The 15,879-nt window shown below is 49.3% G+C and carries 19 protein-coding genes; 12 read left to right on the plus strand and 7 right to left on the minus strand.

Features of this window, described 5'->3' with window-relative positions:
• The coding region (locus ACTHUM_RS04385) for an SPFH domain-containing protein (RefSeq protein WP_440402795.1) at positions 1 to 562 on the minus strand (562 nt) is incomplete at its 3' end.
• 430 nt (positions 563 to 992) lie between these two features.
• On the opposite strand from ACTHUM_RS04385, the gene ACTHUM_RS04390 reads away from it, so the two are divergent.
• Positions 993 to 1,823 carry an outer membrane beta-barrel protein gene (locus tag ACTHUM_RS04390; RefSeq protein WP_039861962.1) on the plus strand — a complete coding sequence of 277 codons (831 nt, stop codon included), beginning with the start codon at positions 993 to 995 and terminating at the stop codon, positions 1,821 to 1,823.
• A gap of 201 nt (positions 1,824 to 2,024) precedes the next feature.
• Here the strand turns inward: ACTHUM_RS04390 and ACTHUM_RS04395 are convergent, their stop codons facing one another.
• Complete coding sequence (locus ACTHUM_RS04395) at positions 2,025 to 2,423, minus strand: DUF350 domain-containing protein (RefSeq protein WP_039861961.1); 399 nt, start codon at positions 2,421 to 2,423, stop codon at positions 2,025 to 2,027.
• A gap of 205 nt (positions 2,424 to 2,628) precedes the next feature.
• Between ACTHUM_RS04395 and ACTHUM_RS04400 the strand changes: the two genes are divergently transcribed.
• On the plus strand, positions 2,629 to 3,381 hold the full coding sequence (locus tag ACTHUM_RS04400; protein WP_004519330.1) for a CPBP family glutamic-type intramembrane protease: 753 nt from the start codon (positions 2,629 to 2,631) through the stop codon (positions 3,379 to 3,381).
• A 72-nt stretch (positions 3,382 to 3,453) separates the two neighbouring features.
• On the opposite strand, the gene ACTHUM_RS04405 is transcribed toward ACTHUM_RS04400, so the two are convergent.
• On the minus strand, positions 3,454 to 3,801 hold the full coding sequence (locus ACTHUM_RS04405) for a hypothetical protein (protein WP_004519329.1): 348 nt from the start codon (positions 3,799 to 3,801) through the stop codon (positions 3,454 to 3,456).
• Between the two features lie 175 nt (positions 3,802 to 3,976).
• Between ACTHUM_RS04405 and ACTHUM_RS04410 the strand changes: the two genes are divergently transcribed.
• The gene (locus ACTHUM_RS04410; protein ID WP_004519328.1) at positions 3,977 to 4,867 is read left to right on the plus strand and encodes a DMT family transporter; all 891 of its coding nucleotides are present in this window, start codon (positions 3,977 to 3,979) and stop codon (positions 4,865 to 4,867) included.
• Positions 4,868 to 4,885: 18 nt separating this feature from the next.
• Entirely contained in the window at positions 4,886 to 5,242 is a 357-nt protein-coding gene (locus tag ACTHUM_RS04415) for an STAS/SEC14 domain-containing protein (protein ID WP_003678720.1), read from the plus strand.
• A 158-nt stretch (positions 5,243 to 5,400) separates the two neighbouring features.
• Here the strand turns inward: ACTHUM_RS04415 and argS are convergent, their stop codons facing one another.
• The gene (argS, locus tag ACTHUM_RS04420) at positions 5,401 to 7,314 is read right to left on the minus strand and encodes an arginine--tRNA ligase (protein ID WP_004519327.1); all 1,914 of its coding nucleotides are present in this window, start codon (positions 7,312 to 7,314) and stop codon (positions 5,401 to 5,403) included.
• Between the two features lie 153 nt (positions 7,315 to 7,467).
• On the opposite strand from argS, the gene ACTHUM_RS04425 reads away from it, so the two are divergent.
• Both ACTHUM_RS04425 and ACTHUM_RS04430 read left to right on the plus strand, forming a co-directional pair.
• A complete protein-coding gene (locus ACTHUM_RS04425) occupies positions 7,468 to 8,004 on the plus strand; it encodes an isochorismatase family protein (RefSeq protein ID WP_004519326.1) in 537 nt (178 codons plus the stop codon).
• Between the two features lie 13 nt (positions 8,005 to 8,017).
• A complete protein-coding gene (locus ACTHUM_RS04430; RefSeq protein ID WP_004519325.1) occupies positions 8,018 to 8,518 on the plus strand; it encodes a GNAT family N-acetyltransferase in 501 nt (166 codons plus the stop codon).
• A gap of 56 nt (positions 8,519 to 8,574) precedes the next feature.
• Here ACTHUM_RS04430 and tehB read toward each other — a convergent pair whose 3' ends face one another.
• Complete coding sequence (gene tehB / locus ACTHUM_RS04435; protein WP_039861960.1) at positions 8,575 to 9,444, minus strand: SAM-dependent methyltransferase TehB; 870 nt, start codon at positions 9,442 to 9,444, stop codon at positions 8,575 to 8,577.
• A gap of 12 nt (positions 9,445 to 9,456) precedes the next feature.
• Positions 9,457 to 9,846, minus strand: a complete 390-nt coding sequence (locus tag ACTHUM_RS04440; RefSeq protein ID WP_004519323.1) for a PH domain-containing protein — start codon at positions 9,844 to 9,846, stop codon at positions 9,457 to 9,459.
• A 126-nt stretch (positions 9,847 to 9,972) separates the two neighbouring features.
• On the opposite strand from ACTHUM_RS04440, the gene rnhA reads away from it, so the two are divergent.
• From rnhA to ACTHUM_RS04460, 4 genes are all read left to right on the plus strand, one after another.
• On the plus strand, positions 9,973 to 10,410 hold the full coding sequence (rnhA, locus tag ACTHUM_RS04445; RefSeq protein ID WP_049335392.1) for a ribonuclease HI: 438 nt from the start codon (positions 9,973 to 9,975) through the stop codon (positions 10,408 to 10,410).
• 10 nt (positions 10,411 to 10,420) lie between these two features.
• Positions 10,421 to 10,735, plus strand: a complete 315-nt coding sequence (locus ACTHUM_RS04450) for a hypothetical protein (RefSeq protein ID WP_049335391.1) — start codon at positions 10,421 to 10,423, stop codon at positions 10,733 to 10,735.
• The gene (locus tag ACTHUM_RS04455) at positions 10,732 to 11,130 is read left to right on the plus strand and encodes an HIT family protein (RefSeq protein ID WP_004519320.1); all 399 of its coding nucleotides are present in this window, start codon (positions 10,732 to 10,734) and stop codon (positions 11,128 to 11,130) included. The genes ACTHUM_RS04450 and ACTHUM_RS04455 overlap by 4 nt, the downstream gene beginning before the upstream one ends.
• 73 nt (positions 11,131 to 11,203) lie before the next feature.
• Positions 11,204 to 12,397 (plus strand): LD-carboxypeptidase, encoded by a 1,194-nt coding sequence (locus tag ACTHUM_RS04460; protein WP_070695337.1) that lies wholly within the window; start codon positions 11,204 to 11,206, stop codon positions 12,395 to 12,397.
• Positions 12,398 to 12,460: 63 nt separating this feature from the next.
• Here the strand turns inward: ACTHUM_RS04460 and serC are convergent, their stop codons facing one another.
• On the minus strand, positions 12,461 to 13,567 hold the full coding sequence (serC, locus tag ACTHUM_RS04465; RefSeq protein WP_070695336.1) for a phosphoserine transaminase: 1,107 nt from the start codon (positions 13,565 to 13,567) through the stop codon (positions 12,461 to 12,463).
• Positions 13,568 to 13,909: 342 nt separating this feature from the next.
• Between serC and rimP the strand changes: the two genes are divergently transcribed.
• Together rimP and nusA are read left to right on the plus strand one after the other, a co-directional pair.
• Positions 13,910 to 14,341 carry a ribosome maturation factor RimP gene (rimP, locus tag ACTHUM_RS04470; protein ID WP_003685973.1) on the plus strand — a complete coding sequence of 144 codons (432 nt, stop codon included), beginning with the start codon at positions 13,910 to 13,912 and terminating at the stop codon, positions 14,339 to 14,341.
• Positions 14,342 to 14,368: 27 nt separating this feature from the next.
• Complete coding sequence (nusA, locus tag ACTHUM_RS04475) at positions 14,369 to 15,874, plus strand: transcription termination factor NusA (protein WP_049330906.1); 1,506 nt, start codon at positions 14,369 to 14,371, stop codon at positions 15,872 to 15,874.
• The last annotated feature ends 5 nt before the right edge of the window (positions 15,875 to 15,879 follow it).

The raw sequence follows: 15,879 nt of genomic DNA on the forward strand, positions 1-15,879 counted from the left end.
AAACTTGGTTCGCCGCCATATCCAAGAATGGGATACCGGAGCTGCCGAACGCGGCCGCCAACTGGGTGACTGCGATATTGCGCAGTTGGTTTTCCAAGTCTACGCCGCTGTATTGCGCCGCCACACCACTGACTTCTTTAAAGAATTTTGCCGGATCGCTGATGCGGTAAGAATACATACCGAACGAACGCAGTTGCACCGCGCCAAACTCAGCATCGCGCACGGTAACTGGTTGAGACGTACCCCATTTTCGTGCGAGCTGTTGTTTGGTATTGAAAAAGTAAACATCCGATTTAAACGGAGACTCAAAAAGCTTGTCCCAGTTTTTCAAGTTGGTCAGCACTGGCAGAGTTTGCGTATTGAGCGTGTAACGCCCCGGACCGAACACGTCCGCGGTTACGCCTTCATCGACAAACATCGCCATCTGCGCCTCACGCACAGTCAGGCTTGCACCGTTTTGGATCTCCTCATCGGCAATCGGAAAACGCCACATCAGCAGGCTGTCATCGGGATTCGGCCATTGAATGACGTCGATAAACTGTTTCTTGATAAAGTTGAACATCGCAGTTCCTTATTTGAAGAAGAAAGGATAACTTATGGGCAGTCAGGTCAATTTGCCTAGTCGGTTATATCGCTTATTTTATATAAATAGAATGTCATACGATATTAACATTCAAAATGTCTTTATGCATGGGAATAGAGTGGGTGGCTGCATATACTTTTATCGCAAACTAAATAATAACTATATAGATATTAACTTTTGAAAACTTCGAAATTAAACCTCTTACCGACTCAGTTTTACACTATTTCCAGGTTTTTTATCCATACTGTCTCATAAAAAAGACAAATATTTGCGATAAATCATTAAAGAATATAATAAAAGTAAATATATTACCCCATCAGCATTGTTAATGTTCATTAAATATTATAAACTTTGCCATGCAATAACATTAAATTATCACACTGATTTTCCCAAACTAAAAGGAATTTACATGAAAAATTCTGCTCATTTCTGTCTTGCTGTGTTAGCACTGTCTGCTGCAGTAGGCGCACAGGCTGCCCGCCCTGTTGAATTTACCGTTGGCAGCGAATATTACAACGAAACCTATCGCGAATATGAACAAGATGGTAGTCGAATAATGCAACAAAAAGGCAACCTGTGGTCTATTAATGCGGGGGTTAAATACCGTTTCAACGATCGCCATGCGGCAAAATTGGAAGGCCGTTATTCCCGTGGTAAATCAGATTACACAGGAAGCTTCCAAAATGGATTTGGTGAATCCACAGGTTATGGTTCTGCCACACTCAAAAATGCACCTCGCCGCGCATACGATATCCGTGCCTTATATGAATATACACATCCAATTAACGATCGCTTTAGCCTGACTGCCGGTGCAGGCTTGGGACACCGTGTTCTGAGAGATTTGAGCCGACGTGTCGATCCTGATGATTATGACCGCAAAAACCGAACCACATATGCGCAAATCAATGCCGGTGTAAATATCGCACTTCCAGCAAACTTTGAGATTGCTCCTCGTATTGCCTACAATCGTGCCGTTAAGGGCCGCCAGTATTCTTACGAGCCAGATCGAGAAGAAACCAGAATGAAACAAGGCGGTGGACAAGGTATTGAGGTTGAAGTACCTGTATCTAAAAAATTCTCTAACGGTTCTAAAATCAGTCTGACCCCGTTCTATCGCGGCTGGAAAGTCAAAGATTCAAACTTCACCGTTACAGAAGACTATGGCTTCATTCAATTGGGCGCGATCGAACCTAAAAACCGCACCCGTGAAACAGGCATAAGATTGCAATACTCGTTCTAATTTAGCAAACTTAAGTAGTTAAAACATTTCAGACGGCCTTGTATATAACAGGCCGTCTGAATTTTTTGATGCTTTCAGAATTTCACTATAACGCCAATACCATCAGACATAAGACCTTATCAGTCAAAAAAATCTACCGATAATTTTTCTAGGTAGGAGTCAGGAACAGCACATCTTTTGCTATCCAACCGACCATCAAAATCAAGTCAAGCAAGCCGCATTCAAAATGCCGATCGAGATGGACACTGCACCAAACAACGCGCCGACGGCAACATTGTTACCGATGAGTTCTGCGGTAGCGCCTTTAATCATCATTGTCGCAGCGAAATAGACAAAAATCTGAATTACGGCTGCGGCAAGGGCCCACAGGATAAAATCGATGAAGCTGACGCTGTGTGCAATGCTTGAGGCAAGCGTCAGACAAAAACCGACCAACGCGCCGCCAAATGACAAGGCGCAGGCAAGGTTGCCGTTTTTAATCAGGCGCAATTCTTCAACGGGTGTAATCCGCAGATATACGGCAGCAAAAACAACGGTCATGGCGATACCTGCCAACATGTATTGCAGGTAGAGCAGATATTGGGACAGAGAAATACTCACGATAAGATTCCTTGGTTTGCAATAAAGTGATTATGCCATATTTTTGAAGATAAACCCTTCGAAAAATATGGCATTTTTAGAAGCGCTTCAGGCCGTCTGAAACGGTCTGATTTTTAATTCATGTTTTATTGTGATAATCGTTGACGATTTTTGTATGTTTATGTAACTATTGCGCACCGTTATTTATTAGAGCAAAGAGGAGAATATGAGCATACTCGCCGCTATCCGCCCTAAAGAGCCTTTGCGCCATTTGCGCTGGTTTGACATGCTGATTGTGACCGCTATCCTGTTCGGTCAATTTGCCTACCGTTCTACCCAACTTTATATCGCCAGCCTGATGCCGCAAGTGGAAACAGCCGCGGTTGCCGAAGAGGCGCGCGATACTGCGGTAACCGGCGTGGCTTATTCTGAAAACATGAGCCTGCAGTTGACGCTGCTTGCTATTGCTCTGATTTACCTCGTTATCCGCCGTTTCGACTTCAAACAATTGCCGATTCGTTTTAACTTAGGCGTGTTGTTTTGGACGCCTGTGATTTTTATCCTGATGGGTCTGACCGCCGATGCGGTAACTTCGTTAAGCGGCGGCTACAATTACTTCACCACTGAAATCTTCCAATACATCAAACCATTATCCATTTTTGACAAATTCGCCGCCCTTGCGCCGATGGCCATCCTCTACGGCCTTTTAAACGGCTTTTATGAGGAATTCTGTTTCCTCGGCCTCTTGACCTGCGTGGAAGACAAATACAAATGGCAGGCATTGGCCTATTCGACCTTGGTGCGCATCTCCTTCCATACTTATCAAGGCATGCTTTGGGCGACCGTTATCGGCGTTGTTTTCGGCTTGATGTACTACTTCTTCTATAAATACAAAGTCAAAAACCTGCTGCCGTTTTTCCTGATTCACGCCTTGGCAGATATCTTCGGCTCCGGCTTCATCTATTTGATTTGCGCTTAATGGCAATGGTTGACTGAATAAACAAGGCCGTCTGAAACATCATCTTCAGACGGCCTTTTATCATCTATCGGCTTACTTAATCAACGTAATTGCCACATTCGCATCTTCAGTTGCAACGGCCTCAATCACGACATCTCCGCCAAATCGCAGCACCGAGCCTGCGCCAACCGTATGTTTTTCCTTCTGATTCAAGGTTACGTCAAAGCTTCCTTTTCCAACGGCAAAAATCAACGTTTTAAAACCCGGATGATCGTGCGGCTTAATCTGCTCCCCTTTCTTCATGTCTTTCTTAACGACCATGTAATTTTCGCCGCTGAAAATCTTACCGTTTTCTGAAGAAACCTCTCCCAAAGGCGCGGCAGAAACAGCAACGGAAAACAAAGCAGACAGCAATACGGCAGAAATATTGGCAACTTTCATGACAAGCCTTTCTTGAAAATAGGGCTTTCATTCTACAAAAAACCACTATATTGTTCAATAATAATTCTCATTTCTTAATCTAAAGGCCGTCTGAAACCCAACGATATTTTTCAGACGGCCTGATTGATCTGTATAATATTTTCTTATTAATAAAATCGCTTTATATACCCATCAAATGGAAACCGTCAGAAAAGATCCGCTCGGCTCGGCATGGATGGTTATTGCCGCGCTCGGCTTTACCGTCATGAACCTCTCCATCAAAGCCGCCTCAACGCAATTCGGCTTTTCCAGCGGCGAGCTGGTCTTTTGGCGCATGCTGGTCTCCACCCTGTTCTTAGGCATCATGGCCAAAGCGCAAGGCAACACGTTTTCCACGCCGCATTGGAAAACCCATCTCAACCGCAGCGTCATCGGCACGCTTGCCATGATGTGCACGTTTTATTCCGTCATGCACCTGCCGCTGGCAACAGGCGTCACGCTCAACTACACGTCCTCCATCTGGCTGGCCATCTTTTCATTTTTCATTTTAAAAGAAAGAATTACGCTTTATACCCAAGCCATTTTGGTTATGGGCTTTATCGGCGTTATCCTCTTGCTCAACCCATCTTTTCAAGGCGGACAAGAATTTGCCGCGCTGGTCAGTTTGGCAGGTGGCGCCATGTCGGGCTGGGCGTATTTGCAGGTGCGCGAACTCTCTCTTTTGGGCGAGCCGGGCTGGCGCGTGGTGTTTTACCTCTCGCTTACCGGCCTGATTATGGGCGCAGTCTGGAGCACCATCACAGGCTGGCATCCGCTGACCATCTCTTCCCTGCCCTATCTGGCCGGCAACGGCATCTCCGCCATGATTGCACAATTGGCCATGACCCGCGCCTATAAGGTCGGCAAGAAATTTACCGTTGCCTCGCTTTCCTACCTGACCGTCGTTTTCTCCGCCCTATCCGGCGTATTGCTTTTCGGCGATAAAATCACTTGGCAGGAAGCTGTCGGCATGGTTATCATTGTTGCAGGCGGCGTGTTCAGCAGTTTTACTCCGGCCTCAATCAAAAAATTTCTGATGAAGCAATAATTTAACAAGGAGAACACCATGATTTCCATCCGCGAACAATCTTACGGCTTAAACGTAGCGCTGTACAACGAGTTCACTTTGGACGATTTCCGCCAATTGGAAGAAGCCTTGTTGGCCGCGAAACAAAAAGTCCATCTGCCCGACATCCTGTTGGACTTGTCCATGCTGAAAGACTTCACCATCGATATGGCGGTTGAGCAAATCAAATTCCTCAACCAACACGAAACCGACTTCGGCCGCGTTGCCGTCATTACCGACGACATTTGGATCAAACTCGGCGCGCGCCTTTCCAGCCTCTTGACCAACCAACATCCCAAATATTTCAGCGATGCTGCCGAAGCACAGGCTTGGTTGTTGGCAAGCAATTTGAAATAAAGATAAGGCCGTCTAAACGCATTACCTGAGCAAATTCAAAACCGCTTAGGCTCAAAATCAACGGTATCACAATATTTTTCAAAGCATAAAAAAAGGCCGTCTGAAACCTTGCAACCCGCAAAGTTTCAGACGGCCTTTCATCGTTTTTATTCAAAAACTTACATCACATCCAATACATCAATACCCAGCAATTCCAAGCCTTGTTTCAGCGTGTCGCCGGTCAGCTTCGCCAGTTGCAGGCGGCTGTTGCGGGTTGCGCCTTCTGATTTCAAAATCGGGCAGGCTTCGTAGAAGCGGCTGAACAGAGTGGCAATTTGATAGAGGTAGGCGGCGAGGTAGTGCGGATACGCAGTATCTGCCACACTTTGCAGTACGTCTTCAAATTTCAACAGCTCGGCGGCCAGTTGTTTTTCCAAAGGTTCGGTCAAAACGGTTGGCGCGGTTGCATCCCATTCGCCTGCTTTGCGGAACACGCTTTGCACGCGTGTGTAGGCGTATTGCAGGTAGGGGGCGGTGTTGCCTTCAAACGAAAGCATGGCATCCCAGTCGAACACATAATCGCTGGTGCGGTTTTTACTCAAATCGGCATATTTGACTGCGCCGATGCCGACAACTCGGGCAATTTTCTCTGCATCACTTAATGCTGTATCAGTATATTCCTCTGCTCCTCTGACAATCTTGTCAATCTTATCGATAGGAAGATGATACACAACATCGTTTTCCAAAGTAATTTCCAACTTTTTATTTTCTAAGTTGTACTTTAATTTATTTTTTAAATTATCAGAATTAGTTAAAGAAGAAATCTTTTTTAATCCATCTTCTAATTCTGTTGTTAATTGCCATTTTGGATTTTTCTCTTTTACGACTTGTTCGGCTCGATTGATCGCTTCATCAAGTAAATCAACCAGTTTCACGGTGTCGCCACTGCGCGTTTTGAACGGTTTGCCGTCTTTGCCCATCATGGTGCCGAAGCCGATAAACTCGGCTTTTACATCTTCCGGCAGATAGCCTGCTTTGCGGGAAGTTGTAAAGAGTTGCTCAAAGTGCAGGGCTTGGCGGTGGTCGACGACATACAACAGGCGGTCGGCATGAAGCGTACCGACGCGGTAGCGCAAACACGCCAAGTCGGTGGAAGCATAAAGGAAGCCGCCGCCTTGTTTTTGCACGATAAATGCGGCAGGTTCGCCTTCTTTGTTTTTGAACTCGTCCAAAAACACGACTTTCGCGCCGTCGTCTTCGACTGCCAAACCTTTCTGAGCCAAATCATCGACCACGGGCTGCAAATCGTTGTTGTATGTCGATTCGCCCGCCACGTCTTCTGGACGCAGTTTCAGGCCCAACGTGTCATAAACGGCTTGGGCGTGCGAGAGCGAAATATCGACAAACTGTTTCCACAACGCCAAAACGGTTTCATCGCCGCCTTGTAGCTTCACAACGTATTCGCGTGCAGTGTCAGCGAAGGCAGGATCTTCGTCAAAGCGTACTTTGGCGGCACGGTAAAACTGTTCCAAATCAGCCAGCTCAAACGCGGCATTGTCTTTTTGCTGCTCAACCAAATAAGCGACCAACATGCCAAACTGCGTACCCCAGTCGCCGACGTGGTTTTGACGGATAACGGTGTTGCCCATAAATTCCAACACGCGCGAAATGCTGTCGCCGATGATGCTGGAACGCAGGTGGCCGACGTGCATTTCTTTGGCAAGATTAGGCGAAGAATAGTCGATAACGACGGTTTGAGGTTTGTCGGTTTTTGCTACGCCGAAACGCGCGTCGTTTAAGGCCGTCTGAATGTTTTGGGCGAGGAACTCAGGACGCAGGCGCAGGTTGATAAAGCCCGGGCCGGCTACTTCCGCACTTTCAATCACAGCGTTGTCCGCCAATACTTCGGCCACTTTTTGCGCCAACTCGCGCGGATTTTGTTTGGCTTTTTTCGCCGCACCCATCACGCCGTTGATTTGGAAATCGCCGTGTTCGGCATTCTTGGTCGGCTGCAAAACAACGGGGCTGTCGGCAATGCCTGCGGCGGCAAAGGCTGCTTGGGCTTCACGTTCGACGGTTTGGTATAAATTCATGTTGTCGGTCTCTATCAATTCAAATCAGGCGGTATTTTAAAAGAATTTCGGGCTTTAAAACAGGGCAAGCTGCAATACTTTTCCAGCGGCTTGTTATATGATTGCATTCTGATTCAACGATTTTGCTGTAAAGGCCGTCTGAAAGGAAAAGCCATGAACCCGAAAAATACGCTTTGTCTGATTGTCGATATTCAAGAACGCCTGCTGCCCGCCCTTTCCGGCGCGGATGAAATGTTGGAACGCTGCCGCCTGCTGATTCAAGGTTTGACGGCTTTGGACATCCCCTTTGCCGTAACCGAACAATATCCGAAAGGTTTGGGCAGCACCGTATCCGCCGTATCGCTGCTGTTGCCCGAAGGCACGCCGATTGTCGAGAAAACCCAATTTTCGGCGTTTTTGCCCGAAATTCAGGAAATCTTACGCAAAAACGACATTAAAAACGTTATTTTGATGGGTGCTGAAGCGCATATCTGTATGCTTCAGACGGCCTTGGATTTGAAGGCGCAAGGTTACGCCGTATTCCTGCCTTTCGAATGCACCGCCTCGCGCACAACGGCCAACCGCGACAATGGTTTGGCGCAAATGAGCCGTCAAGGCATTATCGTTTCCAATGTCGAAAGTATTTTGTTCCAACTGCTCGGCGATGCCAAACATCCGGCCTTTAAGACTATCTCCAAACTAATTCAATAACAGGCCGTCTGAAATGCAATACACCATCCGTCCTGCCCTGCGCCAAGACTTGCCCGCCATCGTCGATATTTACAACAGCACCGTGGCCACGCGCCAATCCACGGCCGATTTGTCGCCGACCACGGTTGCCGAGCGTGAAATGTGGTTTGCCGCGCACACGGACAAACGCCCGATCTACGCCCTTTACGATGCCGACGGCACCGTATTGGCATGGGGCAGTTTCAGTGACTACCATCCGCGCTACGCCTACCACATCAGCGCGGAAGTCAGCATTTATGTCCGCCACGATATGCGCGGCGCAGGCGTGGGCAAAATCCTGTTGCGGCACATGCTCGAACGCGCACCGTCCTTAGACATCCACAACGTCATCGCGCTTGTGTTCGGCCACAACTATCCGAGCCTGAACCTGTTTCACCGTTTCGGTTTTGAAGAATGGGGGCGGCTGCCACAAGTCTGCGACTTGGAAACCATGTTGGCAGACGTGGTGATTTTGGGCAAAAGGATTGTGGATTGATTACGGCAAAGGCCGTCTGAAAACTGAATTCAGACGGCCTTTTGACGGCAAAACCTTTATTCCGGTTTCTTCGCCAGCATGGTAACGAATTTAAACTGAATCGGATTGCCGAATTCGTCTTTCGCGTGCATCGAACCCAGCTCTTCCTTGTATTCCACCAATTCCCAATCCTTATAGTATTCGCGCAGCTCGCCCTCACTAAACTTGAACGGGAACGGCATCGGGCAAGGGAAATCTTCCGTATCCATCGCAGACACGATCAGGTTGTAGCCGCCGGGGTTGGTGTGTTCCTTTATATTGGCAATCACGTCAGGAACGTAACGCGGCATCAGGAACATAAACACCACGGTCGCCACCATATAATCGAAGTTTTCCTGAATATTGGCGGCGTTGAGGTCGTATTCAAACGCGCGGACATTCAACTCTTCGATACGCGCCAGCTCTTCCACGTTTTGAACCGCATGGGGATTATTATCGACAGCGGTAACGTCAAAACCTTTCAAACCCAGATACAGCGCATTGCGGCCCTGACCGCAGCCCATATCCAAAACCTTGCCGACAGGTACGATGCCTTCGGCAGCACGGACGGCCGAATGTGTCGCGCTCATGCCGTATTTCTTATTGAAATAGTCTGCCGCCTCGCAGTAAAACGACAGTTGGATTTCCGTGTCTTGCGTTTGCGGCGCGATAAAGTGCCATGCTTGCGGATGGATAATCCAATCATCGCTTTCAGGCGTCAGCTCGTGCGTGGACGTAACATTGCCCGCCTCGTCCACTTCATTGAAGTTCAGACGGCCTTGGAGGACATTGAGGCAGCCCCAAGTACCGGCGGCAGTATTGTGTTTGGACAACAAGGCTTCGGGAATCTCGTCCGCCGTCCACACCGGCATCTGCTTGTAACAAAACAATTCTTGCTGTTCGCTCATCATGTTTCCTTTCTATTTTGACGGTTTCAACACAGCTTCTGCCAAGGCTTTTTGAATGGCAATCACGCTCTTGTCGCTTTTAAATTGCAAGGTTTCGGTTGGCACCTCGCCGGAAGAAACCCAAATCTTCAGCTCGGCATCCAAATCAAAATGACCCGAGGTTTCCACCGAAAAGCGCGATACTGAACGGTATGGAATCGAACGGTAAGACACTTTCTTGCCGGTCAACCCCTGCTTGTCCACCAACACCAGCCGATATTCGGTAAACACAATCAAATCGCGCACCAGGCTGAATGCCATTTTTACCTGTTCGCCATCAATCAGGATATTCGCCAAATCGCGTTCCACCGCATCGGCGTCTTTTTGCGAAGCATTGCCCAAAAGGCCGCTGAACAATCCCATATCTGCCTTCTTTCTATACGAGTGATAAAGCGCAGGGTATTTTACACGCGTAAACCGTATTTGCCGATATTTCAGACGGCCTTATGTTATGATAATGATACCGCCTTATTCGACAAAGACATGCCCATGGATAAACCCGTTTACCTCTACACAGACGGCGCATGCAAAGGCAACCCCGGCGCAGGCGGCTGGGGTGTATTTATGCGCTACGGCACACACGAAAAAGAACTGTTCGGCGGCGAAGCCGAAACCACCAACAACCGTATGGAACTGACTGCCGTCATCGAAGGCCTGAAATCCCTAAAACGCCGCTGCCAAGTCGTCATCTGCACCGACTCGCAATACGTCAAAAACGGCATGGAAAGCTGGATACGCGGTTGGAAAAAAAACGGCTGGAAAACCGCCGCCAAAAAACCGGTTAAAAACGACGACTTATGGAAAGAGCTGGATAGTTTGGTTCAACAACACGATGTCCGCTGGACATGGGTAAAAGGCCATGCCGGACACCCAGAAAACGAAAAAGCCGACGAACTTGCCAATAAGGGCGCGGCAAAATTTTTATAACATTTCATCCATGACTGCACTCAAACATCTCAAACCATTCTTTTGGATTGCCATCATTGCATTGATTTGTGTGACGCCCATAGCACTTATGTTCGCCTATTCGCCCTTTCATGATGTCAATGATTTTTTTCGCTTTGGCTTGTGCGATCACGTTAAGAGTGCCGAAGAATGTGCCGACTTAATCACGCCCTCCTATTTATTTTGGTGGTTTATACCTGAACCGTGGCTTTTCGCATTCATATCTCTGACTGCCATTTACCTTGTTCTAAAAATCCTGATTGAAATCATCCGATTCCTATTCAGACTGAGAAAGAAAAACCCATGACCTGCCCCATCTGCACTGCCGACAACGAAGATATTTTGCTGCAAACGCCAAACCTGCGCGTTATCGCCGTCCACAATGAAGCCGGCGCACCGGCATTCTGCCGCGTGATTTGGAATAACCATGTTTCCGAGATGACCGACCTTTCCCCTGCCGAACGCAATGAAATCATGGAAATGGTGTATCAGGTTGAAGCCGCAATGCGCCAAGTCTTCCGCCCGGCCAAAATCAATCTGGCCAGCCTCGGCAATGTTGTGCCTCACTTGCATTGGCACGTCATCGCCCGCTTTGAAAACGACGCCAACTTTCCTGCGCCGATTTGGGCCGCGCCCGTACGCGAACACGGTATGACCCTGCCCGAAAATTGGCCGGAACAAATCAAAAACTTAATCGCTTAAACTTTCAGACGGTCTGCAAGGCCCGACACGCCTAGTTCAGGCCGTCTGAACATATAACGAAAGGAAAACCTCAATGAACTCCACCACGCGCCGCCATTTCCTGCGTACCTGCTCTGCCGCGGCAGGCGCAGGGTTGCTACAAGCCTGCGGCACAGGCACGACCACCACACCGCAAACCAAAACCACTTCCACCACCGCGAAAGCCCAAACCGTGCAACCTAAGCAACCCCATCCGCCACGTTCCGGCGACAACCTCCTGCGCGTTGTTGCGCCGTCAGGCTTCGCCGAAGACCCCAACCGCGTGACCACCGGCCTGACCCGCCTCTACAACGCAGGCTTTACCGTGACCAACCAACAAGCAGGCAGCCGCCGTTACCAACGCTTTGCCGGCAGCGATGCCCAACGCGCCGCCGACTTCCAAGACGTTGCCAGCGGTCGTGTCGAAACGCCTAAAATCTTGATGGGCCTGCGCGGTGGCTACGGCGCGGCACGCATCCTGCCGCAAATTGACTTTGCCTCACTCGGCGCCAGAATGCGCGAACGCGGCACATTATTCTTCGGTTTCAGCGACGTGTGCGCCGTCCAACTCGCCCTGTTGGCCAAAGGCAATATGATGAGCTTTGCAGGCCCGATGGTGTACAGCGAATTCGGCAAAGCAGACCCCAGCGTCTTTACCATGGATTCGTTCATCCGCGGCACGACCAACAACGTCAACATCGTTGATGTTCCGACCATCCAACGCGCCGATGTCAACGTCGAAGGCACATTGTGGGGAGGCAACCTCAGCGTTCTCGCCTCCCTCGCCGGTACGCCTTATATGCCTGATATTCAAGGCGGCATCCTCTTTATCGAAGACGTCAGCGAGCAACCCTACCGCATCGAGCGCATGCTCAACACGCTTTATCTGTCAGGTGTTTTGCAAAAACAACGCGCCATCATCTTCGGCGATTTCCGCATGGGCACCATCCGCGACGTGTACGACTCCAACTACGATTTCTCCGCCGTAGTCAACCACATTTCGCGCACCGCCAAGATTCCTGTGTTGACCGGCTTCCCATTCGGCCACATCACCAACAAAACCACTTTCCCTTTGGGCACGCATGCCAAAGTCCGCAGTAACGGCAACGGCGGTTATTCCGTAACCTTCAGTGGCTATCCTACGCTGAACCCGTCCGCGCTGACACTCGACAGCCTGCTGCCTCCTCCTGTTCCGACTTACGACAGCACTATCTACCGCGACAGCATCACTGAAGAAGTCACCGAATAAGACTTATTCAAATCAAAAGGCCGTCTGAAACCCAGTTTCAGACGGCCTTTTTATATCTTCATCTTAACCGTAACGTCGTTGGAAATCTTTCATAAAGTCGGCCAACGCGTTCACACCTTCAAGCGGCATCGCATTGTAAATACTGGCACGCATACCGCCGACGGTTTTATAGCCCTTAAGCAGGCACAAGCCCTGCAACTCGGCTTCCAACACAAAGCGGCGGTCCAAGTCTTCACTTGCGGTTTTGAAGACCACGTTCATTTTGGAGCGCGCATCAGGATGAATATCATTTATGTAAAAACCGCCGCTGCCGTCTATCGTCTCATACAAGGTTTGAGCCTTTATTCGATTGACCGCTTCAATTTTTTTCACACCGCCCTGCGTTTGCAGCCAGCGGAACACCAAACCCGACATATAAATCGCATAGGTGGACGGCGTGTTGTACATACCGTCGCGGTTGATGTGAGAGCGGTAGTTGAACACATCGGGAATATCGTTCGGACAACGCTCCAGCAAATCCTCGCGGATAATGACCACGGTCGCACCGGCAGGACCGATATTTTTTTGTGCACCGGCATAAATCAAGCCGTAATCGGATACATTAAACTCACGCGACAAAATCTCGCTCGACATATCGCACACCAGCGGCGGCAGGCCGTCTGAAAGTTTGGGGACGTTTTGATACTGCAAACCGTTTACGGTTTCATTAATCGCAAAATGAACAAACGCAGAATTCGGGTTGACATCCCAATCCTCCACCGCAGGCAGGTTTTTATAGGCATATTGCTCGCCGCCATGCGCGGCCAAACGGATTTCGGCATTGCTCAAACGGCTCATCTGTTCATAGGCAATACGGCTCCAGTTGCCCGTTACCACCGCATCGGCAGTCGTAAAACCGTGCGCTAAATTCATGGCCACCATATTAAATTGCGCGGTCGCACCGCCCTGTAAAAACAGGATTTTATAGTTGGACGGAATATTCAAAAGCTGGCGCAAGTCTTGTTCGGCATGATGCAGAATGCTCAAAAACATATCCGAACGGTGGCTCATCGCCATCACGGGGAAACCCGTACCGTTGTAGTCGAGCATTTCCTGTTGCGCGGTACGCAATACCGCTTCCGGCAATACGGCAGGACCTGCGGAAAAATTGTAAATCGGATGTGCGAACATGGCGGCCTTCTTTCTTATTCGGAGAGTATAAGGAAATTGTAGAACCGCCTTGCACATTGTGCAAGCACGAAAAACCAGGAAATACAAGGCCGCCTGAAAACAAAGCAACACCAATTCTTTGTTTTCCAAAATAATTTCAGAGACACCACATCAAAACTTGTCAACAATTTCCTTTTCAGACGGCCTCGCCCCTATCCTTCCATTTACGCAATCACTTCAAAAAATCCACGCCAAATCAACGCTTTTCTTTTATCTTGAAAACAGTTATAATAGGCCAATTTTTCAAATCACACGAAAAATGGCCGCGCGGCCATTTTTTTGTTTATGTACTTCTGGAGAAGCATGGATATTCAAAGCATTCTTGATAAAACCCTGCCCGGCTTGGGCTACGAGCTGGTCGATTTCGAACTGACCGCACAAGGCGATTTACGCGTTTTCATCGATAAAGAAGGCGGCATCACCGTCGAAGACTGCGCCACTGTCAGCAACCATCTGAGCCGCGTGTTTATGGTTGAAGACATCGACTACAAACGTTTGGAAATCTCCAGCCCGGGCCTTGACCGTCCGTTGAAAAAAGCCGCCGACTTCGTGCGCTTTGCCGGCCAGAACGCCAAAATCAAAACACGCCTGCCGATTGATGGTCAGAAAAACTTCATCGGCCGCATCGAATCTTGCGAAAACGACATCGTTACCGTCTCTTTCGACGGCAAAACTGCCCAAATCGAATTGAGCAACATCGACAAAGCCCGTTTGCGCCCCGAATTTAAATTTTAAAAACCGATTACTTGGAGATTCTAGAAAATGAGTCGCGAAATGTTACAGCTAGCCGAAGCGCTGGCAAGTGAAAAAAACGTTGAAACGGAAGTCGTATTCAAAGCCCTTGAATTCGCCCTCTCTACTGCCGCCAAGAAAAAAGCCGACCGCGAGCACATGGACGTGCGTGTCGAAATCGACCGCGATACCGGCGAATACCAAACCTTCCGCCGCTGGCTGATTGTTGCCGATGAAGACTACACCTACCCCGACGTAGAAAAAACCATCGAGGAAATCCAAGAAGAAATTCCCGGCACCACCATCCAAATCGGCGAATACTACGAAGAGCAGCTGCCAAACGAAGGCTTCGGCCGCCAAGCCGCGCAAACTGCCAAACAAATCATCCTGCAACGCATCCGCGATGCGGAGCGCGAGCAAAACCTGAACGAGTTCCTCGCTTCTAAAGAAGACATCGTTTCCGGTACGGTAAAACGCGTCGAGCGCCACGGCATTATCGTTGAAGTTGTCGCAGGCAAACTCGATGCCCTGATTCCGCGCGAAGAAATGATTCCGCGCGAAAACTTCCGCAGCGGCGACCGCATCCGCGCCCTCTTCCTGCGTGTGGACGAAATCGGCAATACCGGCCGCAAACAAGTCATTTTGAGCCGTACCAGCGGCGACTTCTTGGCCAAACTCTACGCCAACGAAGTGCCTGAAATTGCAGACGGCCTGTTGGAAATCCGCGAAGTAGCACGCGATCCCGGCCAACGCGCCAAAGTTGCCGTTAAAGCCAACGACCAACGCATCGACCCGCAAGGTACTTGTATCGGCGTGCGCGGTTCCCGTGTTAACGCCGTGAGCAACGAATTGTCCGGCGAACGCATTGACATCGTATTGTGGTCTCCAGAGCCTGCCCAATTCGTAATGAATGCGCTGTCTCCTGCCGAAGTGAGCCGCATTGTAATTGATGAAGACAAACACGCCGTTGACGTGATCGTTGATGAAAACCAACTGGCGCTGGCCATCGGCCGCGGCGGTCAAAACGTCCGTCTGGCTTCCATCCTGACCGGCTGGCAGCTGAACATCATGACCGTTGAAGAAGCCGACGAACGCAATGCCGCCGAAGACGCGGTTATCCGCAACCTCTTCACCACCCACTTGAACATCGACGACGAAACCGCCGATATTTTGGTGGAAGAAGGCTTTGCCACTTTGGAAGAAGTTGCTTACGTTCCAGCGGCAGAATTGCTCGCCATTGACGGCTTTGACGAAGAAATCGTTGAAACCCTGCGCAACCGCGCACGCGACGCTATCCTGACCATTACCATCGCCGCAGAAGAAAAACTGGGTGAAGTGTCTGAAGACATGCGCAATTTGGACGGCGTAGATTCCGACATGTTGCGCAAACTGGCCGAAGCCGGCGTTACCCAACGCGATGATCTGGCCGAATTGTCTGTTGACGAATTGGTCGAAATTACCGGTGTTGACGAAGAAGAAGCCAAAAAAGTGATTTTGGCTGCACGCGAACACTGGTTTACTGAAGAAAACAACTAAGGGGG

This window comes from Neisseria sp. P0021.S006, from assembly GCF_051956895.1.